Source organism: Paenibacillus sp. FSL H8-0283 (genome assembly GCF_045040675.1).
In the GTDB taxonomy this organism is placed as follows: Bacteria; Bacillota; Bacilli; order Paenibacillales; family Paenibacillaceae; genus Paenibacillus; species Paenibacillus amylolyticus.
In genome coordinates this window covers 2,295,737-2,321,073 of record NZ_CP150295.1, presented here as the reverse complement: position 1 = coordinate 2,321,073, position 25,337 = coordinate 2,295,737, and the positions used below count along the sequence as shown (strand labels likewise).

At 46.4% G+C, this 25,337-nt stretch carries 24 protein-coding genes; 11 read left to right on the top strand and 13 right to left on the bottom strand.

Annotated elements, in window-relative coordinates; translation table 11 throughout:
• Positions 1-197: 197 nt before the first annotated feature.
• Positions 198-1,793 carry a DEAD/DEAH box helicase gene (locus tag MHI52_RS10580; RefSeq protein WP_047842381.1) on the bottom strand — a complete coding sequence of 532 codons (1,596 nt, stop codon included), beginning with the start codon at positions 1,791-1,793 and terminating at the stop codon, positions 198-200.
• A 305-nt stretch (positions 1,794-2,098) separates the two neighbouring features.
• Here MHI52_RS10580 and MHI52_RS10575 point away from each other — a divergent pair, with 305 nt between their 5' ends.
• The 4 genes from MHI52_RS10575 (at position 2,099) to MHI52_RS10560 (ending at position 6,183) form a co-directional block, all read left to right on the top strand.
• On the top strand, positions 2,099-2,920 hold the full coding sequence (locus MHI52_RS10575) for a YitT family protein (protein WP_036609659.1): 822 nt from the start codon (positions 2,099-2,101) through the stop codon (positions 2,918-2,920).
• Between the two features lie 174 nt (positions 2,921-3,094).
• Complete coding sequence (locus MHI52_RS10570) at positions 3,095-3,283, top strand: hypothetical protein (RefSeq protein WP_029880762.1); 189 nt, start codon at positions 3,095-3,097, stop codon at positions 3,281-3,283.
• Positions 3,284-3,446: 163 nt separating this feature from the next.
• Positions 3,447-4,628: a putative glycoside hydrolase gene (locus MHI52_RS10565; protein ID WP_036609661.1), complete on the top strand. Its 1,182-nt coding sequence runs from the start codon at positions 3,447-3,449 to the stop codon at positions 4,626-4,628.
• A gap of 202 nt (positions 4,629-4,830) precedes the next feature.
• Positions 4,831-6,183 (top strand): MATE family efflux transporter, encoded by a 1,353-nt coding sequence (locus MHI52_RS10560; protein WP_405158985.1) that lies wholly within the window; start codon positions 4,831-4,833, stop codon positions 6,181-6,183.
• Positions 6,184-6,266: 83 nt separating this feature from the next.
• On the opposite strand, the gene pfkA is transcribed toward MHI52_RS10560, so the two are convergent.
• The gene (gene pfkA, locus MHI52_RS10555; protein ID WP_036609663.1) at positions 6,267-7,238 is read right to left on the bottom strand and encodes a 6-phosphofructokinase; all 972 of its coding nucleotides are present in this window, start codon (positions 7,236-7,238) and stop codon (positions 6,267-6,269) included.
• A 53-nt stretch (positions 7,239-7,291) separates the two neighbouring features.
• On the bottom strand, positions 7,292-8,371 hold the full coding sequence (locus MHI52_RS10550) for a tetraprenyl-beta-curcumene synthase family protein (protein ID WP_017689390.1): 1,080 nt from the start codon (positions 8,369-8,371) through the stop codon (positions 7,292-7,294).
• A gap of 179 nt (positions 8,372-8,550) precedes the next feature.
• Here MHI52_RS10550 and MHI52_RS10545 point away from each other — a divergent pair, with 179 nt between their 5' ends.
• Together MHI52_RS10545 and MHI52_RS10540 are read left to right on the top strand one after the other, a co-directional pair.
• Positions 8,551-9,891 (top strand): multi antimicrobial extrusion protein MatE, encoded by a 1,341-nt coding sequence (locus MHI52_RS10545; protein ID WP_405158984.1) that lies wholly within the window; start codon positions 8,551-8,553, stop codon positions 9,889-9,891.
• A gap of 39 nt (positions 9,892-9,930) precedes the next feature.
• Positions 9,931-11,103 carry an MFS transporter gene (locus tag MHI52_RS10540; protein ID WP_036670134.1) on the top strand — a complete coding sequence of 391 codons (1,173 nt, stop codon included), beginning with the start codon at positions 9,931-9,933 and terminating at the stop codon, positions 11,101-11,103.
• A gap of 155 nt (positions 11,104-11,258) precedes the next feature.
• On the opposite strand, the gene MHI52_RS10535 is transcribed toward MHI52_RS10540, so the two are convergent.
• Positions 11,259-11,456 (bottom strand): cold shock domain-containing protein, encoded by a 198-nt coding sequence (locus MHI52_RS10535; RefSeq protein ID WP_017689394.1) that lies wholly within the window; start codon positions 11,454-11,456, stop codon positions 11,259-11,261.
• Between the two features lie 162 nt (positions 11,457-11,618).
• Here MHI52_RS10535 and MHI52_RS10530 point away from each other — a divergent pair, with 162 nt between their 5' ends.
• The 5 genes from MHI52_RS10530 (at position 11,619) to MHI52_RS10510 (ending at position 15,712) form a co-directional block, all read left to right on the top strand.
• The gene (locus MHI52_RS10530; RefSeq protein WP_017689395.1) at positions 11,619-11,852 is read left to right on the top strand and encodes a hypothetical protein; all 234 of its coding nucleotides are present in this window, start codon (positions 11,619-11,621) and stop codon (positions 11,850-11,852) included.
• 3 nt (positions 11,853-11,855) lie between these two features.
• Entirely contained in the window at positions 11,856-12,041 is a 186-nt protein-coding gene (locus MHI52_RS10525) for a hypothetical protein (protein WP_036609669.1), read from the top strand.
• A 213-nt stretch (positions 12,042-12,254) separates the two neighbouring features.
• Positions 12,255-14,045 (top strand): oligoendopeptidase F, encoded by a 1,791-nt coding sequence (pepF, locus tag MHI52_RS10520; protein WP_405158983.1) that lies wholly within the window; start codon positions 12,255-12,257, stop codon positions 14,043-14,045.
• Between the two features lie 132 nt (positions 14,046-14,177).
• Positions 14,178-14,558, top strand: coding sequence for a lipopolysaccharide assembly LapA domain-containing protein (locus MHI52_RS10515; RefSeq protein ID WP_047842377.1), 381 nt, complete (start codon positions 14,178-14,180; stop codon positions 14,556-14,558).
• A 113-nt stretch (positions 14,559-14,671) separates the two neighbouring features.
• Positions 14,672-15,712, top strand: a complete 1,041-nt coding sequence (locus MHI52_RS10510; protein WP_340389987.1) for a M42 family metallopeptidase — start codon at positions 14,672-14,674, stop codon at positions 15,710-15,712.
• Between the two features lie 121 nt (positions 15,713-15,833).
• Here the strand turns inward: MHI52_RS10510 and MHI52_RS10505 are convergent, their stop codons facing one another.
• The 9 genes from MHI52_RS10505 to MHI52_RS10465 form a co-directional block, all read right to left on the bottom strand.
• Positions 15,834-16,772 (bottom strand): hypothetical protein, encoded by a 939-nt coding sequence (locus MHI52_RS10505; RefSeq protein WP_340982921.1) that lies wholly within the window; start codon positions 16,770-16,772, stop codon positions 15,834-15,836.
• Between the two features lie 161 nt (positions 16,773-16,933).
• The gene (locus MHI52_RS10500; protein WP_036670126.1) at positions 16,934-18,865 is read right to left on the bottom strand and encodes an ABC-F family ATP-binding cassette domain-containing protein; all 1,932 of its coding nucleotides are present in this window, start codon (positions 18,863-18,865) and stop codon (positions 16,934-16,936) included.
• A gap of 60 nt (positions 18,866-18,925) precedes the next feature.
• Positions 18,926-19,504 (bottom strand): TetR/AcrR family transcriptional regulator, encoded by a 579-nt coding sequence (locus MHI52_RS10495; RefSeq protein ID WP_017689402.1) that lies wholly within the window; start codon positions 19,502-19,504, stop codon positions 18,926-18,928.
• Positions 19,505-19,517: 13 nt separating this feature from the next.
• The gene (locus MHI52_RS10490) at positions 19,518-20,327 is read right to left on the bottom strand and encodes a DUF92 domain-containing protein (RefSeq protein ID WP_036609682.1); all 810 of its coding nucleotides are present in this window, start codon (positions 20,325-20,327) and stop codon (positions 19,518-19,520) included.
• Between the two features lie 228 nt (positions 20,328-20,555).
• Positions 20,556-21,329 carry an ABC transporter permease gene (locus MHI52_RS10485; protein ID WP_282322009.1) on the bottom strand — a complete coding sequence of 258 codons (774 nt, stop codon included), beginning with the start codon at positions 21,327-21,329 and terminating at the stop codon, positions 20,556-20,558.
• 17 nt (positions 21,330-21,346) lie between these two features.
• Positions 21,347-22,123, bottom strand: coding sequence for an ABC transporter ATP-binding protein (locus MHI52_RS10480; RefSeq protein WP_340016530.1), 777 nt, complete (start codon positions 22,121-22,123; stop codon positions 21,347-21,349).
• 27 nt (positions 22,124-22,150) lie between these two features.
• A complete protein-coding gene (locus MHI52_RS10475; RefSeq protein WP_405158982.1) occupies positions 22,151-23,206 on the bottom strand; it encodes an ABC transporter substrate-binding protein in 1,056 nt (351 codons plus the stop codon).
• A gap of 12 nt (positions 23,207-23,218) precedes the next feature.
• Complete coding sequence (locus MHI52_RS10470) at positions 23,219-24,667, bottom strand: aryl-sulfate sulfotransferase (protein WP_405158981.1); 1,449 nt, start codon at positions 24,665-24,667, stop codon at positions 23,219-23,221.
• A 58-nt stretch (positions 24,668-24,725) separates the two neighbouring features.
• Positions 24,726-25,283 carry a MarR family winged helix-turn-helix transcriptional regulator gene (locus MHI52_RS10465; RefSeq protein ID WP_036670114.1) on the bottom strand — a complete coding sequence of 186 codons (558 nt, stop codon included), beginning with the start codon at positions 25,281-25,283 and terminating at the stop codon, positions 24,726-24,728.
• Positions 25,284-25,337: the final 54 nt, after the last annotated feature.

Here is a 25,337-nt window from a genome sequence, read left to right as displayed (position 1 = left end):
TTGCGAATTACCTGAAGTCTAATATTAATATACCTTATTATAGATAGGAAAAGCCAGTACTTCCCGAAAAGAGATCGTCATTATCCTTAGCTAGCGCTTCTGGCCGCTTCTGGCAGTGAAATAAAATGATGCAGTCACTTTGAAAATAAAAAAAATGGAGCAGTTGCCCGCTCCATTTTTCAGATCATACGTTTATATTACTCGAAAGAAGAATCTTTCGCTGGACGACGTCCTTCGTTACTGCTTGGACGCGGTTTGCGGTCACGGTTGTAACCACCTTCTCTGCTTCCACCGCCAGTGCTGCTGCCGCTGTTACGATCACGGTTGTAACCGCCACGTCCGCTGCCACTGCTGTTGCGATCGCGGTTGTAACCACCACCACTGCCGCCGCTACCACTTGTGCGGTTACCGCTGTAACCCGATGGTTTACGTCCGCCAGAGCGAACATCAGGTTTACGACGTTTTGCACGGATTGGATCTTCAGGAGTCAGATCAACTTGAGCATCTTTCTTGTCACCTGTCAGGAGCTTCAGTGCAGCCGACAACAGTTGAACAGAATCATATTGCTCAAGCATTTGAATCGCAATACCTTTGTATTCGTTCAGTTCGCCTGATTGTACGATTTCCAGCAAGCGCTCTGCCGTCAAACGTTGTTTACCTTCAACCGCTTCTGCCATTGTTGGCAGTGGTTTACGTGGAATACGGTGACGTGTTACACGCTCGATGAAGTGCAAGTGATCAATCTCACGCGGTGTAACGAAGGACCAAGCAGCACCCTCTTTACCCGCACGACCTGTACGACCGATACGGTGAACATAGCTCTCCGGATCTTGCGGAAGGTCAAAGTTAACAACGTGAGTTACGCCAGATACGTCGAGACCACGTGCAGCCACGTCTGTTGCAACGAGTACGTCAATGCTGCCGTCACGGAACTTACGCATTACCGCATCACGTTGATTCTGGGACAAGTCACCATGAAGACCGTCTGCAGAATATCCACGTTTTTGCAAAGCTTCAGCCAATTCGTCAACACGACGTTTTGTACGTCCGAATACGATCGCCAGTTCAGGAGATTCCATATCCAACAAACGGCTCAATGCTTCGAATTTTTGACGCTCAGGTACTTCGATATAGGATTGGTCAATCAATGGTGCACTAACATGTTTCGGAATCACAGAAATGTGTTCAGGATTGTTCAAGAATTGTTGTGCCAATTTTTGAATGTTAGGAGGCATTGTTGCTGAGAACAGCATAGTTTGGCGCTCGTCTGGAACTTGTTTCAGGATGGATTGGATATCCTCCATGAAACCCATGTCGAGCATTTCATCTGCTTCATCCAGTACAACAGTTTGTACATCATCTAGTTTGATTGTTTTGCGGTTGATGTGGTCAAGGAGACGTCCAGGTGTACCAATGATGATCTGTGGTTTTCTTTTCAGTGCACGGATTTGACGCACGATATCTTGTCCGCCGTAGATTGGCAGGGAGCGCAGACCTTTGAAGCGAGTGAGTTTTTCGATCTCTTCAGCAACTTGAATTGCAAGTTCACGTGTAGGTGCCATAATAAGGGCGCGGATTTTCTCGTCACTTTTTGAGATTTTGCTGATCAACGGAATACCGAATGCAGCTGTTTTACCCGTACCTGTTTGAGCTTGACCAATCAAGTCTCTGCCTTCGAGTGCCAAAGGAATCGCTTTGGATTGGATCGGTGTTGCTTCTTCAAACCCGAGCTCAGTGATGGCTTGCAGCACCAGTGGTTCAAGATTGAAATCTGTAAAGTTTAAATTTGTCAAAATTATTCATGCTCCTTTTATATGGTGGACATGGTGGACAATCCACTTTGTTGTCTGTATTCTTAAGTAGCGTTAATATTTATAGGGTATCCCAACGGGACGAATTATTTTCACTAACGAATATAATTCCATGAATGGGTCCCCAACATAAGACTAAAACTACATACATGTGTTTGAAACATTTCAAAATTTTATTGCTCCATTTAGGAAAAGTTTCCTACTCAAGAATATCCACAAATTATTATATCACAAAACAATTCAAGATTACCAGCAATCTGGTTTTAAATATAAATGAGGTGATTAAATTGCCCAAAATAATTTGGCACTCTTTAGTGATCATTTTGGGTGCTGCAGCTATTGCCTGCGGCTTCAACTGGTTTTTGGTCCCCCATCAGCTTTTAAGCGGCGGGGTGTCCGGTATTTCAATGCTTCTGGGTTATTTTACAACGTTGAATCTTAGTATAATGTATTTTGTTCTTAACATTCCCCTGCTCATTGCAGGTTGGTTTATTCTTGGACGACGCTTCATTACATTAAGTATTCTTTCGGTAGCAGCCACTTCCTGGTTCATTGCGCTTCTGCCTGTTTTTGCTGTGGCTACAGATCCTTTACTTAGTTCTGTATTTGGCGGTGTGCTTATTGGAATGGGTACTGGCGTTTCCTTCCGAGTCGGCGGCTCCACAGGAGGACTCGACATTGTTGGGTCCATTTTCACGCGTAAACGAGACTTTCCGATTGGTACAGTGATGGCCGGTATGAACGGTACGATCATTATGCTTGCAGGTTACCTGAGTGACAATTGGAATACAGCCTTGGCCTCGATGGTATCCATCTACATTACAGGCAAAGTGCTTGATCTGATCCATATCAGTCACGTCAAAGTAACACTGTACATTATTACAAACGAAACCGAAGCCATGTTAAAAAAATTACTTGTTCGGCCTCGTGGAGTTACCAAAATTAAGACTCAGGGAGCATACACGGATATTGAGAAGGACATGCTCATGACCGTCACCACCCGCTACGAGTTGGTTGAAATTAAACGTATTATCAAGGATACAGATCCAAACGCTTTTGTTAACATTGTGGAAACGGTTGGTGTTATGGGTTCATTTCGCAGAAGTTGAGACACCTGTACGGTTAACAATTCACAACATTGTGGTATAATAACGGTGTACGGCTCCTAAATATGTTGTATAGCAGGTTCAACCCTTCAATTTCACAGGCCATATGCTTTCCCGAATCGCGCCGAATGACTTACCATTTTGGAATTCGAGTAGGAAAGGGTGATTATTGTGGATATGGAAACGGTAAAACTGTTTGAGATTGTCAACAGATGGTGCCCGGAAATGCTCCCTTTCTTGAAACCGAATGAACTCGACTCACTGATTGTCCTCCGGGATGGGCTGGGCATCCTGGAACAGGGAGACGCAATGGAAATCATTCAGTACAGTATTTGTGAGCATCAAAATGAGATTTACATTCAATAATTTTTTTCAGATTGATCACGCCGCTTCTTGCAGGGGATTTCCTCAGCAGGAAGCGGTTTTCATTTTTTCCATGTGTTTCATTACTTGATTAATATGGTTAAAAGCCCAGAGGCTTTAATGTATAATTCATACATGGAATGCACACATAAGGGAGTGGAAATGAATGAACATGTTTTGGGCTTTAATGGCTATGGCCTTTGGAAGCTTTGGTGGTGCCCCCGCAGTGGCGGACCAGGGAACCCCTCAATTCCAATCGTTAACCAACAGTTTTAACACCGCAATTATCCAATCTCAAAAAGATCAGGTTGTTATTGATGCCGATAACCCACCTGCCAAAATTGATCCTCAACCTGATGCACCTGTGGTCAAAGGTATTTATGTAACGGCCTACAGCGCAGGCGGCGCACGTATGAAAGAATTGTTGGAACTGACAGACAGTACAGAACTGAATGCCATGGTCATTGATATCAAAGACGATCTCGGATACATAACTTATCCCACAGAAAACAAAGCGCTTCAGAAAATGGGTAAATCCCAACCTTTTATTCGGGATATCGATGCCTTGATGAAACGATTGCAAAAACATGAGGTCTACCCGATTGCACGTGTCGTTGTATTCAAAGATACGATTCTTGCCAAGAAAAATCCGGAGCTCTCCTTTCGAAACAAGGATGGATCTGTATGGGCAAATGGCAAAGGCGACAGCTTTGTGAATCCGTATAGCAAGGAAGTATGGGACTACAACATTGAGATTGCAAAGGAAGCAGCCAAGCTTGGATTTAAAGAGATTCAATTTGACTACGTTCGTTTCCCGGAAGGTTTCGAAACTCGAGCCGATGTACTGAAATATACCAAATCTGACAAGTCACGAGTGGATGTTGTGGCTGAATTCGTGCAATATGCACGCAAGGAGTTGGCCCCGCTAGGGGTCCGTGTCTCGGTTGATATTTTTGGTTATGCCGCTTCTGTACCTGCGGCTGAAGGCATTGGACAGGATTTTGTTAAGATATCCGAAAACGTGGACGTCATCTCACCGATGGTATACCCGAGTCACTATTCTACTGGCTGGTATGGGGTCAAGGACCCTGACAAAGATCCTTACACAACCATCAAGGGTTCAATGGAAGATACACACAAGAAACTAGACCCTACCAAAGAACTCAAACCCGTCATTCGTCCGTGGATTCAGGACTTCACAGCAAGCTGGCTGGGCAGTGGGCATTATGTCAAGTATGGCAAGAAACAAGTGGAAGACCAGATTAGAGCAATGAAAGACATGGATGTACATGAATATCTGCTCTGGAATGCGTCCAACCGTTATACATCAGGTGTACAATATAAGTAATCCGCACTCTTTCATACTTCTCATTTCATCCAACCTCGTTCTGCTTGAAGCGGAGCGAGGTTTTTTGGTGTTCATTTTTCTCTCCCCCCCTACTCTGGTTCTGTCCCTATTCAAATTGAACAAAATCCACTACAATAAATAGCTGTCCAGATATGACACTTGGATGACATCTCTTTAGAATAGCGAGGCACTGCCAGTGAACATGAACACAACAAGTTTTTCCCAAAAAGTGAAGAAATTCCTGATTATATTTTTGCCCATCTTCACCACTCAAATCGCCCTCTCTGCCATGTCGTTCTTCGACACCAATATGTCAGGCAAGTTTTCTCCGGCCGACCTTGCAGGCGTCGCAATCGGCACAAGTCTTTGGATGCCAGTTCAAACTGGACTAAGCGGGATTCTGATCGGTATTACACCTGTCGTTTCCCATCTGCTGGGTTCCAAACGTAATGATCAGATCGGGTATAACGTCATCCAGGCATTGTATCTTGGAATTGCTGTCAGTCTCGTCGTTATCGGAGCCGGGGCGTTGTTACTTGGCCCTATACTGAACGGAATGCCTCTGGAGCCCCGGGTTGCCCAAGTTGCCTTCTATTTTTTGTGTGCACTTGCTTTTGGCATTATCCCGCTCTTTGGATATACAGTGCTGCGCAGCTTCATGGATGCACTTGGCCAGACACGGACTACGATGTTCATTACGTTGGTTTCCCTGCCCGTTAACATCTTTCTAAATTATCTGCTGATATTCGGTCGCTGGGGCTTTCCACAATTGGGCGGTGTTGGTGCTGGTGTTGCTACAGCATGTACATACTGGCTGATCTTTCTTATTAGTCTCTTTTTTGTCCATCGGGTCGAACCTTTCGCCCAGTATGGCATTTACCGTCAATGGACCCGTGTCTCATTCTCCAAATGGAAAGAGTTACTCAAGATTGGAGTGCCCATCGGATTTGCGACTTTTTTCGAAACGTCCATCTTCGCTGCTGTGACTTTAATGATGAGCCGTTTCGATACCACAACAATTGCTGCACACCAGGCGGCGCTGAATTTCGCTTCTACGCTCTACATGCTGCCTGTGAGCATATGTATGGCTCTTACGATCCTTGTGGGCTTTGAGGCAGGTGCGGGGCGTCTGAGAGATGCCAGACAATACAGTCTGCTTGGAATTGGTGGAGCCATCGGGCTCTCACTGCTGACAGCGATCGTGTTGATTGTGTTCGGCGAACAGATTGCAGGCGTGTATTCAAACGATCGAGAGGTCATTGCACTTACGCAGCATTTCCTCATCTACGCCATTTTCTTTCAGATCTCGGATGCGATTGCTACACCGACCCAAGGAGCATTACGTGGCTACAAAGATGTTAATCCGGCATTGATCATTACGTTTGTAGCGTATTGGATCATTGGCTTGCCTGTAGGTTATCTAACTGCTACGTATACTTCACTCGGTGCCTTCGGATACTGGATCGGCCTCATTGCCGGCCTTGCTGTAGGAGCAACAGCGCTTCTCTGGAGACTCTTCCTAGTACAAAAACAAGCCGCACTCCGCAAGGGGTAACATTGATATACTCACTCCGTGAAACAACAAAAAGAGCACAATCCACGTTAAAGCGGGATTGTGCTCTTTGCGTATGAATCGAATTATTGGGACAAACGTTGTGCAAGCTCGTAAGTCACCATATCGAAATCTTTTTTTGTGTTAACCACTTTATCAATATCCGTCAGGGTAAGTTCACCCTTGATAATGCCACAACCTTTGTCTGTCTCGCCTGCAATCAGACTGCGAACAGCGAAGTCGCCAAGACGGCTTGCCAGGTTACGGTCGAAAGGTGTTGGCGTACCCCCACGCTGAATGTGACCTAGAACGGTTACACGTGGCTCATACGTTGGGCAACGTTCCATCAGTTCTTTTGCTACATCCTCACCTTTGCCTACGCCTTCTGCAACGATGATAATACTGTGACGTTTGCCATGTGCAAAGTTAGCTTTCATCCGATCTGCTACTTCGTCCATATCAAATGGAACTTCTGGGACAAGAATCGTTTCAGCACCCGAAGCAAGTCCGGCATGCAGAGCGATATCCCCACAGTGACGACCCATAACTTCAACGATGGAAGAACGTTCGTGTGAAGACATCGTATCACGTAATTTGTTTACTGCATCAACTACTATGCTTACAGCTGTATCAAATCCGATGGTATAGTCGGTGAATGAAACATCGTTATCAATCGTTCCTGGCAGACCCATGGTGTTAATGCCCAGCTTGCTCAGTTTGTTTGCTCCGTTGTAGGAACCATCCCCACCGATAACAACCAGACCGTCAATGCCACGCGCACGCAGAATGTCCGCACCTTTTTGCTGACCTTCAGCGGTATAGAACTCCTTGCAACGTGCCGATTGAAGAACCGTTCCCCCACGTTGGATGATATCCCCTACACTCCGCAAATCCATTGGGAAAATGTCATTATTCAAAAGACCCTGGTATCCACGTTGAACTCCAAATACTTCGAGACCGTGAAACAGTCCGCTGCGAACAACCGCACGAACAGCCGCGTTCATCCCCTGTGAATCACCACCGCTCGTTAATACTGCGATTTTCTTTACTGCTGTCATGATGTTTCTTCCTCCTCTAGTTTCACTTCAGGCTCCGCAATATCACACCTGACTTACATATTTTTCCGTATCCAGCGACTGAAAATGAAGAAAAATATTCTTGTGATCGGACTATTTTTCAGCAGACGTTTGGATACAACGCGAACTTCCTGTTGTTCGCTGACTTTGGGATCAGACAGGTAAATGGCAATCAGTCCTTCGATGATCATCCGGTGAAAGGAGCTTCCCGGAATCTTCTGTACATCGCTGCGTGCCATCTCCACAATAAAAGCAATTCGGTCCAGCATTGTCTCCACATTCTCATAATAGTTGCAGAAGTTGAGATCTCCCCCGATGCGGTCCTCATCCTGATCAATTAAATAATCGAGCATAATGTGCAATGCGCATACATGTGGGAAATAGGCCGTGTGGATCGAGGCCGCTTGCTCTTCAGTCAACTGATCGTCACTCGCAGCCAGAAACAGCATGAAAACGCCCAGTGTAGAGCCAGTTGCAGCAGCAAATTCGTTCCAACGAAACTGAGGTGTGCGATGACGATGCTCCGACCACCATTCGAGCAGTGCCGTTTCTCTCAGTTCCGGCTTGATATGCTTATATACCTGCAGGTCCGTGTATAGGCCTGCCAGATCCTGAATTTGGGGCTTGGCGGACGTATAGCCTGGTAACTGACGGGTCAGTTCCTGACATGTTGTCACCAGATTCCGCAGATATCCGCCGTCATCCTGCTCCTCACGGAGGGCATAATAATTGACGGGAATTGCTTCGGGATCTACCGCATCAAGCATGGATTGATGGAGTAGACGAAAGTCATCCGGGTCCATCGACGTGCTGCGGTCGCACAGATTGTCCAAATAATCACTAATAGTTTGATATGAAACGATCAGCGGAATCAGAATGTGCCTGTTGGGCAAATCAGCCAATGCGTAGACGGTTCCGCCTTCACAGTGAAACTGTTTATCCTTCAGACTGGCAAGTGCCTGTGTACGCAACTCCTCATTCGGAATCGCCTCAGCTTGAGCACGCCATCCATTCAGTGCCTTCCGTGTTTCCGGAATGGTGTATTTGTACACCCCTCTCATCAATGCCAGCGGTCCACGCGGATATTGATGACGTTTTCGATTTGATTGGCTCAAAATAAATGTGCCTCCACTTGGTTGAATACGTATTAGAGCGATTTTTAACCATTCCTATTATAATATGATCCCCTTAATTGTACAAATGATCTGCCGCATATTCCGCATAAAAAATCGCATCCGCGCCCAAAGCTTTGTGATATACTAGGCATATTTCATCCATCAAAGGAGTCGTTGACATGTCGTCAAGTGAATCACTTTCGTGGAGACGGTTATTTTCTTTTTTTGTGCCACTTGGCATTTCCGCCTCTCTCGTCACCATTTCTCACGTCATCATAAACAGCACATTAGCACGTTCCGCTCATCCCGAGACGGTTATTGCCAGCTATGCAATCGCCGGTAGCTTGTTAACCCTCACGGAACGCCCCTCCACCCTGCTGCGGCAAACCTGTTCCGCACTGGTTCGCGATCGCCTTTCCTTTCAGGCCCTCACGTTTGTGACCAAAATATTTCTTGCCTGTGTGCTTCTCATTGGGTTTCTTATCGTATACTCTCCCGTTGGTACCGGGGTGTTCAAATACTTGTTTGGTGTAAGTCCGGATCTGCTGAACAAAGTCATCGACGTATATGAAATTCTCATGTATGTAAGTATCTTTTCAGTGATCCGCAACATCTATCAGGGGATCATCATTACGAATAACCGCACCAAGTGGTTAACCATCGGGATGGTATTCCGTTTAGCCGGAATGTACGGCCTATCCCTCTATTTCATATACACAGACAGCATTGACAGTGGACGTGTAGGCGCTATCATTTTTGCTACTGGCATGATGATTGAAGCGCTCGTCAGCTTTCTCGAGGGAAACAGCATCAAGCGCAAGATGCCAGCCAAGCTTGAGGATCATCCCGTCGAGAGCAAGGGAGACGTATTTCGCTTTTATAAGCCGCTGCTGTTATCCAGCTTTGTAGCGCTGTTCATAGGACCGGTTATTAACATCGTACTTGGCAAAACGACCGGGATCGCACTAGCCATTTCATCCTTTGCCATAGCAAGCAGTCTGATGCAGTTGATGCTAAGCTTCTTTACATACATCCATCAGATCGTGCTGAATTTCTACCTTGTGGACGCCAAACTGGTACGAAAATTCGCACTTGTCACCGGATTTATTCCGTTTGCGATGATGGTGTCGATTGCCTATACCCCCTTGGGACCATGGGTACTCGAAAATGTCATGAGCGTTCAGGGCGAACTTTTGCAACAAAGTCTGTGGACACTGCGTGCGTTCGTCTTATTTCCGCTGATCTTCCCTTTTCTGGATTTCAGCAATGGCCTCATTCTGCTTCGCGGTCAGACAAAAACGATGTTTCGTTCGCAAACGGCGAATGCAATCTGCACGGTAATTGTGCTGCTTATACTGGTTAGTATTTTTCCTGCGTGGAACGGCATGATTGGCGCTGTAGCCCAATCCCTTGGCCTGCTCGCCGAACTTATCATTGTCTGGCTTGTCATCCGGCGCACGAAACAAGAACCTACGATGTCCGTGCCGAAAGCCCATAAATCAACATCCCTGAAAGGGTAATAAAATCATTGAATGTTATCAGGATTGGAGTCTCTCATCATGAAATTAAGTCACAACGCCCGCCCGGATCAGAACTGGCTGCGGGCTCTCATGTTCACCATCTTTGGTTCCACCGTTCTGGTGGTATCCTACTTCCAGCTTTACTTCAGTCATCTGGGCTTCAGTCGAGCTGAGATTGGATATCTCTACGGAATTGGCCCCCTCATCTCTGTGTTCTCCAATATGTTCTGGAGCATGGCCAGCGACCGCTACCAAACGGTACGCAAAGTGATGATCATTCTGCTTGGTGGTCAATTGATCACAGGGATCATGCTCGCCAATGCAACAACTTTCGGTCAGGTATTTGTACTCGTGACCCTGTTTTACTTTTTCTATTATCCGGTCTATCCACTCTCCGATACGATGGCTATTACAACGGCCAGCAAGTACGGCCGAAATTTCACTTCCATTCGAGTCTTCGGATCGATCGGTTATGCCTTCTTTGCATTAAGTATCGGGTATTTCCTTGGATCTTTTGGTCCAGCATGGACGATTTGGGTCTGCGTTGGTCTTGCTGCAACTACACTATTGATCAGTTTTCAATTGAAGGATCAACCTTCGGGAAGCAGTAGCAAAATGGATCTATCGGGGTTATGGGCTATTTTGAAACGCAGAGATGTGCTCACCTTTTTTGGCTGTGTATTTTTGCTTGCCATGGGACATCGCATGAACGAAGCATTCCTTACCATCACGCTAAAAGATCTGGGTGCCAGCGAGGGGCTGATCGGCTGGTCTTTGCTGATCTCTTCCGTAAGTGAAATCCCCATATTTCTATTGCTCAGCAAGTATGGAAACCGTTATAAAGAACTGCCGCTAATTGCTTTTGCTGCACTGATGTATACGGTTCGTTTGCTTCTCATGTCTGTCTCCGATACACCTGCAGCTGTTGTTGCGATTCAGACGATGCACAGTGTTACCTTTGGTATTTTCTACGTTACGGCGGTCCGCTACATCATTCGCCTAGTTCCGGACGGCTACAGAGCTACAGGTATGGCTTTGTTCACCATTGTCTGGTCCAGTGCTTCGGGACTTCTTAGTGGAACGTTGGGCGGACTGCTGCTGGAACATGCAGGCAGACAAACCTTCTATCTCACCGCTATGGCTTTCTCCCTGGCTGCACTAATCGGTTTCGGATTGAAGTTATGGTCCAGCATGACCAATCGTGTCTCGTGAACACACAGGGAAACTTACATCGTATTCAACCGTTATATACACTAAAAATTTTAGAATCAAAAAAAGCACAGCCTCCCATGGGGGACTGTGCTTAGGTTCTTAATATTCAGCTATAAATTTATAATATATAAGAAGTCCGTTAGCCGGATAAATTCTTACAGTTTGTTTACGTTAGCTGCTTGAGGACCACGGTTTCCATCAGTGATTTCGAATTCTACCGCTTGACCTTCTTCCAATGTTTTGAAGCCATCTCCTTGGATTGCGGAGAAATGTACGAATACGTCCTCGCCGCCTTCAACTGAAATAAAGCCATAGCCTTTTTCTGCGTTAAACCATTTAACTGTACCTTTCAAATGAAAAACCTCCTAAAAATATCGCCATCTATGGCGAATACCCTTATTATACTGTATGGGCTTCCATTTTGCAATTTATCTTTCCATAAATGTCGAAAAAATTTGCTTTGAATCGTAGGGTACGGTATCATTTTACCAAAACCGTTAGTTTGGAGACTACCTATGATAAAAAAACATGAAATATACAAAACAGACAAGTGGAATATGATGACCGTAGAAGTTCAAGGCAAATATCTCGTACTACGAGAAATTTCGGAAGAGTGGGGCGAAGAATGCCATACATTCCTTAGCCGTCCTGCATTAATGCACTGGGCTGAACGCCGTTTTCCAAAAGCAGATTTTGAGAACCGTGAGGATGAATGGCGTCAATTGATGGCTGCCTTCAAAGGGGTCTAACCCATGCAGCTTGACTCAAGCAATGTCGTCATCTTTATTATCCTTGCCTTCTCCCTTGGTATTGTGCTTATTCTGGGACGCAATTCCATCCCGGATCGATTAAGACGGGGAATGGCGCTTATTGCTACCCTGCTCATTTGTTTCGCCTTTTTCCTGATCGTTTATTTTCTGTATAACATGGGAGCCTAATCACGGGGACCCAGATGCTCAAATATTTCAACGTGCCTAAGGTCATACTATACGAGATTATTCGTATCGTAAGGAGGAAGGCCGTTGAAATACCAGAAATCGCTATCTGTTATCCTGGTACTTAGTCTGATTCCTTCGTCTCTCTCCGCACAGGCAAGCGAGACGAAGGCAGCTTCGTCCATACATTCATCAGATCATCAAAGGAGGATTTCCATGAGTCAATTATTGAAACGTTCCGAGGTGCCGGCTGAACATAGCTGGAAACTGGAAGATTTATTTGCCGATCAGAAAGCCTGGGATCAAGAATATGAAGAAGTATCGTCTTTGACCAAGAAGGCCTCCGAATTCCAAGGCAAACTGAATCAACCTGATGTACTCAAATCTTGCTTCGAATTCGAAGATGAGATCAGCCTCAAAATAGAACGCCTCTTTGTGTACGCACGTATGCATCAAGATGAAGACACAGCGAATCCTACATATCAAAACCTGTCCCAAAAAGCCCAGAAATTAGGCGTACGAGTTGGTGAAGCACTTTCTTTTGTCACACCAGAGATTCTTTCCCTGCCGGATGATCAGTTGGACGCATTTATTGCGAACGAAAAACTTTCTGCTTACACATTTACGCTGGAAGAGATGAAACGCGAAAAAGCCCACGTTCTTAGCCAAGCAGAAGAGGCTTTGCTTGCACAGGTAGGCAACCTTTCACAAGCACCACAGACAATTTTCAGCATGCTGAATAACGCCGATCTCAAGTTCCCAAAAATCAAGGATGAACATGGTAACGAAGTTGAGCTGACACACGGCAGCTACATTCAGTTCCTGGAGAACCCTAACCGTGAAGTTCGCGAACGTGCCTTCAAAGCGGTATACGAAACCTATGCCAAACAGAAGAACACAATTGCGGCTGCCCTGAATGCAAATGTAACCAAAAATATGTTCTATGCTAATGTTCGGAAGTACCCTTCCGTGATGGAAATGTCCCTATATGGAGATAACATCCCAACGGATGTGTATACCAATCTGGTAGACACTATTCATGAGAGCCTTCCGTTATTGCATCGTTATATGGACTTACGCAAAAAGTTGCTGGGTGTGGATCAATTGCACATGTACGATCTGTTCGCTCCACTCGTAGACGAATACAAAATGGATATTACCTATGAGGAAGCGAAACAAACGGTTAAAGACGGTCTGAAACCACTCGGCAAGGACTATGCTAACGCATTGCAGAATGGATATGATAACCGCTGGATCGATATATATGAGAATGAAAATAAACGTTCAGGCGCATATGCCTGGGGCGCTTACGGCACTCACCCGTATGTCTTGTTGAATCACAAAGATAACCTAAACAGTATGTTCACACTCGCACATGAAATGGGTCACGCTCTGCATTCACATTACTCGGATACAACACTTCCGTATCGTGATGCACAGTACACCATCTTCTTGGCTGAGGTTGCATCCACAACCAACGAAGCGTTGCTGATGGATTATCTGCTTAACAAATCAACAGATCCAAAGGAAAAATTGTATCTGTTGACGTATTATGCCGACCAATTCCGTACAACGGTATTCCGTCAGACCATGTTTGCTGAATTCGAGAAAATCATTCATGAACGTGCGGAACAAGGTGACGCATTAACACCACAATTGTTATCCGAGATCTATTATGATCTGAACGTTAAATATCACGGAGAAGGCATGGCTGTTGACAAAGAAATTGAAATGGAATGGGCTCGTATTCCCCACTTCTATAACAGCTTCTACGTTTACAAATATGCTACAGGCTTCTCCGCAGCAACAAGCTTTTCCAAGCAAATCCTGGAAGAAGGCCAACCGGCTGTTGACCGATATCTTGGCTTCCTGAAGAGCGGTGGCAGTGATTACTCCATCAACATTCTGAAAAAAGCAGGTGTGGATATGTCTACACCACAGCCAATTCGTGAAGCTATGAGTGTCTTCAAGGAACTGATTGAACAGATGGAGCAACTAACCAAATAAGGTTGTCTTTCCATGTGACCTGCATCCCTTGCCCGTTCGGGCAGGGGATTTTATCATCATTGCAAGATGCAACATACCCGAATATGGGTAATGCATATCTAGTTCTCAATTGTTCAACAAGGAGGCAACACCATGAAAATGCAATGGGCACTCATAGCAGGTCTTGTTTTTGCACTGCTCACGGGAATCTTTGCGGTTATTAATGTGGATTCCGTACAAGTCAACCTGTTATTTAACACGGTACAAATCCCGCTGATCTTGCTGATTCTCGGCTGTACCCTGATCGGTGGAATTATTGTAGGGTCATATGGCATCTATCGCCAATACAGACTGCAACGTGAGAATAAACAATTGAAATTGCGTGTATCTGAATTGGAAAGCTCCGCGACAAGCAAATCTACGTTGGACTCTTTCAAATCGATGGATTCGCTTGACTCAAATGAATCCGACAGCCTATTGGAGAATGATTCGATCCAGAGTCAGCGCAAAGGAAACCCTACGGGAACACTGTAACCAATCAGAGACAGCCTGCTGGCGAGTCAGGAATGGTAGTATCACATTCTCTCCCCCAGACAGGCTGTATTTTGTTTCACACCACACCCATGATCCGAGGAGGAAATTACACAATGAGTTTTACAATTGATGAATCATACGTTCTGTCTTTCCTGAAAAAATTGCTGGATACACCAAGCCCAAGTGGTTACACACATCATATTATCGAGATGATCCGGAAGGAAGCAGCCGCACTGGGCATCGCCTGTGAGCTGAATAACAAGGGCGGTGCGGTGCTTACATTGCCCGGACAGGACTCTTCCAAGACAATCGCTTTAAGCGCTCACGTGGATACGCTAGGGGCCATGGTACGCTCGGTTACATCCTATGGCACATTGAAGCTTACTTCTGTCGGTGGATTTTCCATGCAAAGTATCGAAAACGAATATTGCAGCATCCATACTCGGGATGGAAGAACATACACGGGCACCATTCTCTCCCTTCATCCGTCTGTCCACGTCTATCCGGATGCACGTACCTTTGAACGGTCCGAGAGCCATATGGAAGTTCGAATCGATGAGGTCGTCTCCTCCAAGGAAGATGTGTTGAAACTCGGGATCTCTGTCGGCGACTTTATCTCCTTTGATGCTCGCGCAGTCATCACGCCGAGTGGTTATATCAAATCACGTCATCTGGACGACAAAGCCAGCGTGGCTGCCCTCTTTGGCATCCTTGAGTCTGCACATCGTGAAGGCTGGAAACCATTACATAACGTCTCTCTGCTTATCTCGAACTATGAAGAAGTTGGACATGGCGCATCGTATATCCCTGCGGAAATCAGTGAAATGATCGCTGTAGACATGGGAGCTATGGGTGATGACCTGAGCTGTAAAGAAACCGACGTTTCTATATGTGCCAAAGATTCTTCTGGCCCGTATGACTACGATATGACCAGTCGTCTCATTGAACTGGCCAAACAAGATGGGATGAATTACGTCGTCGACATTTATCCCCACTATGGCTCAGATGGCAGTGCAGCATTACGCGGAGGAAACAATATCCGTGCAGCACTGATCGGTCCTGGAGTTCATGCATCTCATTCCATGGAGCGTACACATAAGGATGCTGTCCTGAATACGGCACGATTGCTCGCAGCCTACATTACAACCAAGTAAAACAGAATCATTTTTCTACGAAATCATTATGGTGACATTCATATGTCTTGTCTAATCAAAAAGGCCCCTTCCAAGCACACTGAATTGTTGTGCTTGGAAGGGGCCTTTGTTGTCATATCTCTTAATCTGCCTGTTCCACATATGCATGATATTTACTATCCAATATTTCTAACTCTGCCTTATGGTCACGCATTTCATTTCTTAGCACTTGCATGGTCTTCCTAACCGCGCTTAGTCCATCCTTCACCTGACGTTCGGCTTTGCGAATTTTGTCCTGAACCATCCAGTCCACGAAGAGGTTATCGAAGAAATAGTCTGCGAATGAAAGCAGACCTCCCAGATGCAGATCCGCGTGTACAGCCATCTCTACATCCTCCAGTTCCTTCTGAAAACGTCGTAGACGCTTACCTGCATCCATGATGGCGACCTGAGCGTCATCCATTCTTCCTCGCTTGATATGCGTGGAGATGACTCCACCGCCCATCATGTCATATATCCCCCAATTACCTGCCGAAGACAAAGCCTTCTCGGCACGTTCAAGAGCAAAGAGCAGATATTCTCCCTCCCGGAAAGCTTCATCCAGTTCCTGTAGCTCGCTCGCCAGATGTTCCCGATTCTCAGCCATCTGTTGCAATTCCGCATCCTGGTCCAGCAGACGACCTTCCTTCTTCCCCCACAGCGCGTTGTAATCGCTCTGCCAGTACTGATACTGCCGCCCGCCCTCCAACTCCTGCTCCACATGAATTCGTTGCTCCTGTACGTCTTGTAACATGCGACAAGCGGTGTCGTATGCAGCCTTGCTCTCCATGAGTTCCAGTTCTTCCTTCTCCAGCCGTTCTGTCTTCTTGCCAATCAATTGATAGAAAAATGCTGACAATGTCATACTGTTCAGTCGATCAACGTCCTTCTGCTCCTTCTGGAGATGCTCCAGACGACTTTTTACCTTTGCTTCCCATTCGCTTTCCTCCGTTTGAAGCTTCTCCAGACGTTTGGTCCATTTCTCGTAAATTCTCCCCTTTTCCTTGAGCACTGCCAATTGTTCATTAATTTCCTTATACATAAGTGTGGTGTTCTCTCCCTTCTATGGAATTCTTTACTTATAAAACGTTATGAACATACAGAACGTTTCACTTTAATGCGCAAATTTGCAGACAAAAAACGCCCTCTCCTCCTATGCAACATAATGTCACGAAGGAAAAAAGGGCGATGTTTAGTTATAAATTAAGACTTGCTCTGTTCAATCTGCTCTGCAAGTTCATTCAGAACGGTCCAGCGTTCCATCAATTCATCCAGATGACGCTCAGCCTCAACCTGCTCCGCCATCAACTCCTGCAGACGGGCAGAATCACTAAATGACTCTTCCATCTCTTTGTTAATCCGGACAAGATTGGCTTCAGCCTTCTCAATATTTTCATCAATCTGGTCGTATTCACGTTGCTCCTTAAAGCTGAATTTCAACTTCGGTTTAGCCGCTGACACAGCAGGCGTCGTTTTCTCCGATGACTGCTTCACCTTTGCCGCTCCTGTATCACTCTCTTGATTAGCTCCAGGCGCATTTTTCAGCATCCATTCCGCATACTCACTGTAGTCGCCGACGTGCACACGTACAGCACCGTTGCCCTCAAAAGACAAAACTTTATCCACAGTACGATCAAGGAAATAGCGATCATGGGATACGACAAAGACAACACCGGGAAAATCATCCAGGTAGTCTTCCAGTACAGCGAGTGTCTGGATGTCCAGATCATTCGTCGGCTCATCCAGCAGCAATACATTCGGCGCAGCCATCAGCACACGCAGCAGATACAGGCGACGCTTCTCTCCACCAGACAGACGCGAGATTGGCGTCCACTGGGATGCCGGGGTAAACAGGAACCGCTCCAGCATCTGGGATGCTGTAATCAGAGAGCCATCAGCTGTTTTCACATTCTCGGCCACTTCTTTAATATACTCAATCACACGAAGAGATTCGTCCATCTCCTGATGTTCCTGTGTGAAATAACCCAGATTGACCGTAGGACCAACGTCAACCACACCTGCATCGGGTTCCAGCTTGCCAGATATCATCTGAAGCAACGTGGACTTACCACTACCGTTCGGTCCGACAATCCCTACCCGATCTCCAGGTACGGCAATATAACTCAGATCTTCGATCAGCGTGCGGCCACCCACGGATTTGGAAAGATGCTCGATCTCCAGAATCTTTTTCCCCAAACGAGTGGAGCCAACCGATACTTCCAATGAACCCGAGCGCTGGACTCCTTGCTGGTCTTTAAGTTGTTCGAAGCGATCAATTCTCGCTTTTTGTTTCGTCGTCCGTGCCTTGGCACCACGACGAATCCATGCAAGCTCCGTCCGAAGCAAGTTCTTACGCTTCTGTTCCGAAGAAGCTTCCCGTTCTTCGCGCTCCGCCTTAAGTTCCAGGAAACGTGTATAGTTCGCTTCGTATCGGAACAAACGTCCATGATCCAATTCCAGCATGACATTCGCCACACGATCCAGGAAATACCGATCATGCGTAATCATAAGCAGTGCGCCGCGGCGCTTCTGCAAGTACTGCTCCAACCAAACGACCGAATCGTTATCAATATGGTTCGTCGGCTCATCCAGAATGAGCAGTTCGCAAGGATGAATCAGTGCAGCAGCAAGTGCTACCCTTTTGCGTTGTCCACCAGACAATGTGCCCATCAGTGCATCGAATTGACGAATACCCAATTTGGACAAAATGCTCTTCGCTTCACTCTCCATCTGCCAGAGCTGAAGCTGCTCCATTTGCTGATTCAAACGTAATAATCGCTCTTGCAACGCTGGATCGGACGAATTCAGTTCCAATAATTCCATCGTTTCCGTATATTCACGCACGGTTTTCATTTCCATGCTGTCACCTTCAAATACTTGTTGCAGTACCGTATTATCCGGATTGAAGTCCGGATTTTGCGCCAGGAACTGAATACGTACGTCATTACCGATCGAGATCTGTCCCGCGTCTGCAGGTTCCATACCCGATATCACACGCAAAAACGTGGATTTACCGGTTCCATTTACCCCAACGACACCAATCTTGTCCTGATCAGCCATACCAAATGAAGCATCCTTGAACAATATTTTTTCGCCATAACTTTTTGCAATTTGCTCTACCGTCATTATGTTCATTGCTCGTACCCACTTCTCTGTGAATTAAAATTCAATATTACGTACATCCGCGCACTTACTTTAAACTTGTAAAAAAGAACGGCATCCGTCCAGAAACAAAGCTGCTGCAAAAGCAATTCGTTTGTTCAGATGTTCCTCATTAAACTCCGGATTCAACATGATATCCATCTTCAGCCGGTCCAGAATTCCGATATATGCTTCAGCGAGCAATACAGGCTCAGGTACACTTGCACTCTCCAGTACCTCACACACCATACTCATGTATTGATTCATGAATGCCTTCATGAATTTCATCAGATCCGGATCATTATTGGGTGCCATAAAAAAGAGCTTGGTATGATTGCGACGCTCATAATAATACGTAAGGTGCGTCTTGGCTATTGCTCCAAGTTTATCACCTGTGTTCTCATGCGAGTTCAAAGCATATTCAAGACGACTGATAAAACTGTTACAATCCCGCTTGGATACTGCGATAAATAATTGTTCCTTGCTTTTGAAATATAAATAAATGGTGCCTTTTGCGATGCCGGCTTCGTCTGCAATATCAGACATTTTGGTCTCATAAAAACCTTTCGAGCCAAAAATACCATAGGCCGCATCCAAAATAGCCTCCGATTTGTCTCCCTGTACAGTGCTCAAAATGTACTCCCCCCTACAACGCCAAAATGTTACCTAAACCAATCGCCACACATCCGCCGATCACCGAGCTAAGCACGTTCACCAGGTCGTTACTCATCCATGCCCAGCCACGAGCCCGAACCGTTGGATGCCCGCAATGTTCATGTACCTCAACTTCACGGCCACACACAGTACAACGATACATCATCTGCACCGTTGCGCCCAGATAGGAATCGGCAAAAGCACCTGCCAACCCGCCTGCAAGACCGACAAAAGTCCAACTAAACAGACTAAGCCCTTCTATCCCGGCGATCCAGGAAAACAAGAATGCTCCCGCACCAATCAGAGCCCCGCCTACGGCTGCAGCCACGGTGCCAAGAAGTGAAACACCTCCTGAAGCACCTGGCGTAAGTACCTTCCACGTGAGAACAGAGCGCGGCGGCTTTCGACTGAGACTCCCAATTTCGGTTGCCCATGTATCCGATGTAACGGTAGCCATTACACCAATGAAAGCATATACCCATGCCGGATGTGGAAATATCCAGTATCCCAGACATAGGAACATGCCCATTCCACCATTAGCCATCACTTGTCCGGCATCCCGATTTCCTGACTTGGCATAGGATTTCTCCAGCTCCTGCTTCCGATCTTTACGAAACCTGGAGAGCAACGTTGAAGTAATGAAAAACAACAATAACGTGCCAAACCAGAACAGGTTACCCGCTCCGTAATATATCGTTCCCATCATGATGGCTGCCAGGCAGCCAGACAAGGTTAGCGACTTTTTCGCATAGGCAGCACCTGCCACCATAGAAGCGCATACGGCGCCAATAATCCAATCCATAATGTCTCCTGCATGCAGCGTATGTACAGCCCGCATGACGTTTATTGTATTTTTGAAATTCAATTATACCACGGTTTGATCTCAATGCCGAAACTCCTTACGCCAGCACACAAAAAACCTGTTTCGGCCTCGTGTAGAAGTGCCAAAACAGGTTATTGATCAAACGTTAAAACAAGATACCTTCCCTCTTCAAGTAACGTCTGTAATTCAATGTTCCTATATCCTAATTTAGACCCGCTTCGCTCCGCCAATGACCCCATATCGGTAGAGTACTTTGCGACCAAACCAGTTGAACAAACGATCCGTCAGAAATCCCATAAAACCCAGGGAAATCAGTCCGACAAAGATCCAATCTGTTCGGAAAAAGAGTCTGGAATTCCAGATTAAGTAACCCACCCCCTCATTCGAGGCAATCATCTCAGCACCGATTATGGCCATATACGAGGTTCCCATCGCCAGTCGCACACCTGTAAAGATATACGGGGTTGTCGCCGGAACAATCACATGCAGCAGAATCTGCCGTTCATTGGCTCCCATACTGCGGGCCGACCGGATTTTATCTTCTTCAACGGAGAGCACACCTGTCAGTGTATTCAATACAACAATGAAGAAAGTTGCGTACATAATGAGCGCGATCTTGGATTGCTCACCAATTCCGAACCACACCAGAAATAAGGTAATAAAGGCGATCGGCGGGATAAAACGTATAAAGTTAAGGAACGGTTCCGCGAACAGCCGGATGAGATGAACTTTACCAATAATCAGCCCTACCGGAATAGCAATGATGCTTCCGAGTACCCAGCCTGCCAGTACACGAGTGAAGCTGATTCCGATATACTCCATTAGCGTACCGTCAGCAATCAGTTCGCGTGCTCCCAGGATCGTGTGCCACGGACCAGGGATTACGTCAGGCCCATAGATGAGGGCACCAAGCTGCCAGATTAAGATGACCGTTACCCATAGAAGCGGGATAGACACCCGTTTTTTCTCCAACCATTTCATCTTACATATCACCTCAGTTATTCTTCAAAGTGGCCTTGAATTCGGTCATACAGGGTGTTGAACTCAGACGAGGCGATGTTCCTCGGGTAAGGTAAGTTGTTGTGGTAAATATCCGTTATATTCGAAGATGGACCTACAGACATAATGCCTATGCGCTCACCAAGCAATAACGCCTCCTGAATATCGTGTGTGACAAAGATAACGGTTTTATGGGTTTCTTTCCAGATATTCACCAGTTCTTTCTGCATGGTTCGTCTCGTCATGGCGTCCAGCGCACCGAATGGCTCATCCATCAGCAAGATCGCCGAGTCATTCGCAAGTACCCGGGCCAATTGAACCCGCTGCTTCATGCCACCCGAGAGTTCTTTCGGAAATTTCCCCTCATGAGCACTCAGTCCAACAAGCTGGATGTAACGATCAGAGATCTCACGTCGTTGTGTCTTAGGCACCTTGGACATTCGAAGTCCGAATTCAACATTTTCCCTCACAGTTAGCCATGGAAAGAGAGAAGAATCCGCCTGCTGGAATACCATTGCCCGATCCCTGCCCGGTCTGTCGATCTCCTTGTTATCCACCTTGAGCTGTCCGCCCGACTTGGAGATAAAACCCGCAATCATATTCAGTAACGTTGACTTGCCACACCCACTGGGACCAAGCAGGACAAAGAACTCTCCTCCCTTGATAACCAGATCGACATCCTTAATGATATAATGCACATCCCCATTGGTCGGGGCATGATACGTTTTCCGAAGCTGTTCAATATGAATGGTATGCTGAGTTGCAGGTAAGGACATAACGGACACCTCCCATTTGAATATAAATTATTTACTATATGTCACTTTATCCGGCAGAGCCTGCTGGAGAGAAGTCAGATCGAGTTTGGAGTCGAGATCAAAATCCTGTTCGATGATTCCAGTGTCCACCATATATTGCTTCTGACCTGCCAAACTATCATAAGCAGCCTGCGTAAATCCAACTTCCCATGGATTGATCGGAAGGTCTTTCAACGTGGCATCTTTAGGCTGTTTGGTCTCTTGATACATCAGATCCGCAACTTCTTCAGGATGCGCTTGAGCATACGTGGATGCTTCATCCAGCGCCGCAAGGAAGTCACTGATCTTTTCAGGGTTTGCCTGGATGAATTCATTACTCGATACCAGTCCCATACCAAGGCGTATAGGGGTCTGAGACATATCCGTCAGCTGATGCACTCCTTCGAGTGCATCGAATTTATCGGTTAACGCGGAACCTATAACCCAAGCGGCATCAAGATCTCCCTGTTTCAGTGCGATGTAGGCTTCATCAAAAGCCCCCTGACCAATTTGCGTCACATCACTCAGCGCCACCCCCTGATCTTTCAAATATTCATCCCATAGATACGGAATAAATGTGCCTCGAATGAAACTCACTTTCTTGCCCTTCAAATCCGCTCCACTCTGAATATCCTCCCTTGCATACAGCTTCCAGGCGGCTGCCGCTTCATCCGTAGTCTGGCCTGCAGAAGCGATGACTGAATATTCCCCTTTAGACAAAGCATTTAATACAGGGAAGTCTGCCCCGTACGCAATATCTACCTGTTTGATAAATAGTGCATTTACACCTTCAGCCGGCGAGCCAAACGTAATACTCTCTGCATCAATGCCCCTGTTTTCAAAAAAACCTTTGGCAATGGCTACCCTGAACGTTGGGTTCGTACTTGTATCTGCAATTCGAATTTTTACATTATCGGTATTCTTGCCGGTAGCGTCTTTTGCTCCAGATCCTGCTGCGTTTGAACTGCATCCGGATAATAGGAGTGCCGTAGCCAGAAATAATATCAATATGCCGGTTACTATGGATGGTTTTCTCACAATATACACCCCATTCGATCTAGTCATGATTCTTGACGCTTAACCGCCTGACTTGCCTTCATCCGACGTTGCCACACAGGCTGCACCCTCCACAAATGGAAGAGTTGTCTCTACGCTCACGATGGATGCAGAACCTTTGGGTGCTGCTCCCGGGACCCTGTAGGTGGAGACATCAATGGCTTCGATGGCAACTTCCTGCGGTTTCTCCAACTGTGGAACCCACTGATAAGGAACTCGATATGAGCGATAGACCATATTGGTATTCCGCCCATCTGTGTACGGGGAGACATACTCCCAGACCAGCTCATGCTCCGCTGTCACTTCGAACAATCTGCCATTGGAACCCTCGGTTATTAGGGTGTTGCCGTTAGGTAAACGCTGGGCGGAACTGATGTATGGGCTATAAAATTTATAAGAATCCGTCGGAACTGAGAAACCTGCTTCTGCCGATGTATACTGCCAGACAATCTCCAGGGTGACCGGGTTAATCTCCAGTACACGGGAGTGATCCCGAATCGCATGTTTCAATCCAAATGGAGAAGCCGGATTGGGAAGGCCGTAACCTGCCCAGCCGCCATTGTCGAATACGAGCAAATTGCCTTCTCCTGGTAGACCTTGGGGAATGATATGTGCATGATGCTGTCCGATAATTGTGCCAATGTGTTTCGCTTCAGTTGAAGTATAGTCTGGTCCTAGTCTCCACACGATCTTTCCACTCTGTCTGTCTGTAATGGCAATAATGTTGGCCTCTCTGGCATCCCAGATAATATTGTCGGGGTGGAACCGTTCGTCTCCGTCTTCATAGAAGCGGTTGGGTCCGACATAAGAAGCAGAATTAATATGTAACCAGTCACCGACTCCACCGCCAAGATGACCGAAAGAGCGTGTATTCGGATCACGGAACAGGACATTTCGAGCAGCTTCATCAAAACCTAATTCTTCAAAATGTTCGTTAGGCAGCCACTCCCAGAGTACCTTCCCTTCCCAATCCACTTCGATAATGGCATCATCAAGCAATGGCTTATCTGAAATTTGCGGGTTACTCACATTTTTGTGTGCCAGAATAAGGGTTTTACCATTCTTCGTCTTTGGCGCAAGGCCAGGTGCATAATAACCTACCGGATTCCCCTCACGCTGATAATCATGATGCTGGCGGGCATACCATAGTGGCTCATACCCCGGATCTTCGATGTGTTCGTAGCTATTGTATTTCCATACAATGTTGCCGTCCCAATCCACTTGGACCAGATCGACATTATCCTGAATACCGAACTTCGGATCTCTCCGACCCGTGCTGCCCAGCACGTAGCCGCCAGGTAATATTTTGGCCGGAAAACCTAACAATCCTTTCCACAGGTGAACCTCCTTGCCATTCATATCGATCAATACTACGCCTTCTTCACCTGCCTGATAAACGGTATAACCGCCCCAAGCCTTATCCGGATTGTATAACGTCGCTCCAGTTGGATATATTGTTGAGTGTCCCATTGATCATCTCTCCCTAGAATGTTTGTGGTATATCAAATGTCGTTACATTGACCCAACCTCAATAACTGAGATAGTTCCTCTTCCCGGCATTGTCCCGCTGCTTCTGCTCAAGGTCACTTGTGGAGGACCGATTATGTTCTTGTATCCCGTTGCTCTCCGCCAATTCCAGCACCGTGTCCGAGAATCCCTCCAGATTCGCTACTACCCGCTCGTAGAATTGACTTTGTTGCTCCAGTTCCTCACTCGTAAAACCCTCAAACAGAAGCGTGATACATCGGGCACCGATGTTGCTGTTTCTCGCATACATCTCCCGCCCGCTGGATGTGATGTCCAGTAAAACCGTCCGGCGATCGTCTTCCTTTCGTCTGCGGATGGTGAGTCCCTTTTTTTCCAACTTATCGGTTAGAGCAGTAATGGCACCGGATGTAAAGTCCAACTGTTCTGCCAGATCTCCAAGCCGCTGTTCTCCCTCACGAATGATTTTGTGCAGGATAAGCATGCCTGGCAGGCTGATACCTTCTACAGAGATGCGATCCCGCTCTTTGACAAATCGTCTGACCATTTTGCGAAATAACCAATCCGTCCGCTCCAACGCTTCCCAGTCTCTATCACTCATTTCATAACCTCCTTGATCGTTTGAAGCTTCAATAAAGATACGAAAAAAGGCCCC

Bases quoted from the DNA above. Each gene is read 5' to 3' on its own strand.
- MHI52_RS10565 (WP_036609661.1), top strand. From the start codon at position 3,447: ATGAACATGTTTTGGGCTTTAATGGCTATGGCCTTTGGAAGCTTTGGT.
- pepF (WP_405158983.1), top strand. From the start codon at position 12,255: ATGAGTCAATTATTGAAACGTTCCGAGGTGCCGGCTGAACATAGCTGG.
- MHI52_RS10465 (WP_036670114.1), bottom strand. From the start codon at position 25,283: ATGAGTGATAGAGACTGGGAAGCGTTGGAGCGGACGGATTGGTTATTT.
- MHI52_RS10500 (WP_036670126.1), bottom strand. From the start codon at position 18,865: ATGAACATAATGACGGTAGAGCAAATTGCAAAAAGTTATGGCGAAAAA.
- MHI52_RS10540 (WP_036670134.1), top strand. From the start codon at position 9,931: ATGAAATTAAGTCACAACGCCCGCCCGGATCAGAACTGGCTGCGGGCT.
- MHI52_RS10475 (WP_405158982.1), bottom strand. From the start codon at position 23,206: ATGACTAGATCGAATGGGGTGTATATTGTGAGAAAACCATCCATAGTA.
- MHI52_RS10530 (WP_017689395.1), top strand. From the start codon at position 11,619: ATGATAAAAAAACATGAAATATACAAAACAGACAAGTGGAATATGATG.
- MHI52_RS10515 (WP_047842377.1), top strand. From the start codon at position 14,178: ATGAAAATGCAATGGGCACTCATAGCAGGTCTTGTTTTTGCACTGCTC.
- MHI52_RS10470 (WP_405158981.1), bottom strand. From the start codon at position 24,667: ATGGGACACTCAACAATATATCCAACTGGAGCGACGTTATACAATCCG.
- MHI52_RS10525 (WP_036609669.1), top strand. From the start codon at position 11,856: ATGCAGCTTGACTCAAGCAATGTCGTCATCTTTATTATCCTTGCCTTC.
- MHI52_RS10480 (WP_340016530.1), bottom strand. From the start codon at position 22,123: ATGTCCTTACCTGCAACTCAGCATACCATTCATATTGAACAGCTTCGG.
- MHI52_RS10545 (WP_405158984.1), top strand. From the start codon at position 8,551: ATGTCGTCAAGTGAATCACTTTCGTGGAGACGGTTATTTTCTTTTTTT.
- MHI52_RS10510 (WP_340389987.1), top strand. From the start codon at position 14,672: ATGAGTTTTACAATTGATGAATCATACGTTCTGTCTTTCCTGAAAAAA.
- MHI52_RS10505 (WP_340982921.1), bottom strand. From the start codon at position 16,772: ATGTATAAGGAAATTAATGAACAATTGGCAGTGCTCAAGGAAAAGGGG.
- MHI52_RS10490 (WP_036609682.1), bottom strand. From the start codon at position 20,327: ATGGATTGGATTATTGGCGCCGTATGCGCTTCTATGGTGGCAGGTGCT.
- pfkA (WP_036609663.1), bottom strand. From the start codon at position 7,238: ATGACAGCAGTAAAGAAAATCGCAGTATTAACGAGCGGTGGTGATTCA.
- MHI52_RS10485 (WP_282322009.1), bottom strand. From the start codon at position 21,329: ATGAAATGGTTGGAGAAAAAACGGGTGTCTATCCCGCTTCTATGGGTA.
- MHI52_RS10560 (WP_405158985.1), top strand. From the start codon at position 4,831: ATGAACACAACAAGTTTTTCCCAAAAAGTGAAGAAATTCCTGATTATA.
- MHI52_RS10570 (WP_029880762.1), top strand. From the start codon at position 3,095: ATGGAAACGGTAAAACTGTTTGAGATTGTCAACAGATGGTGCCCGGAA.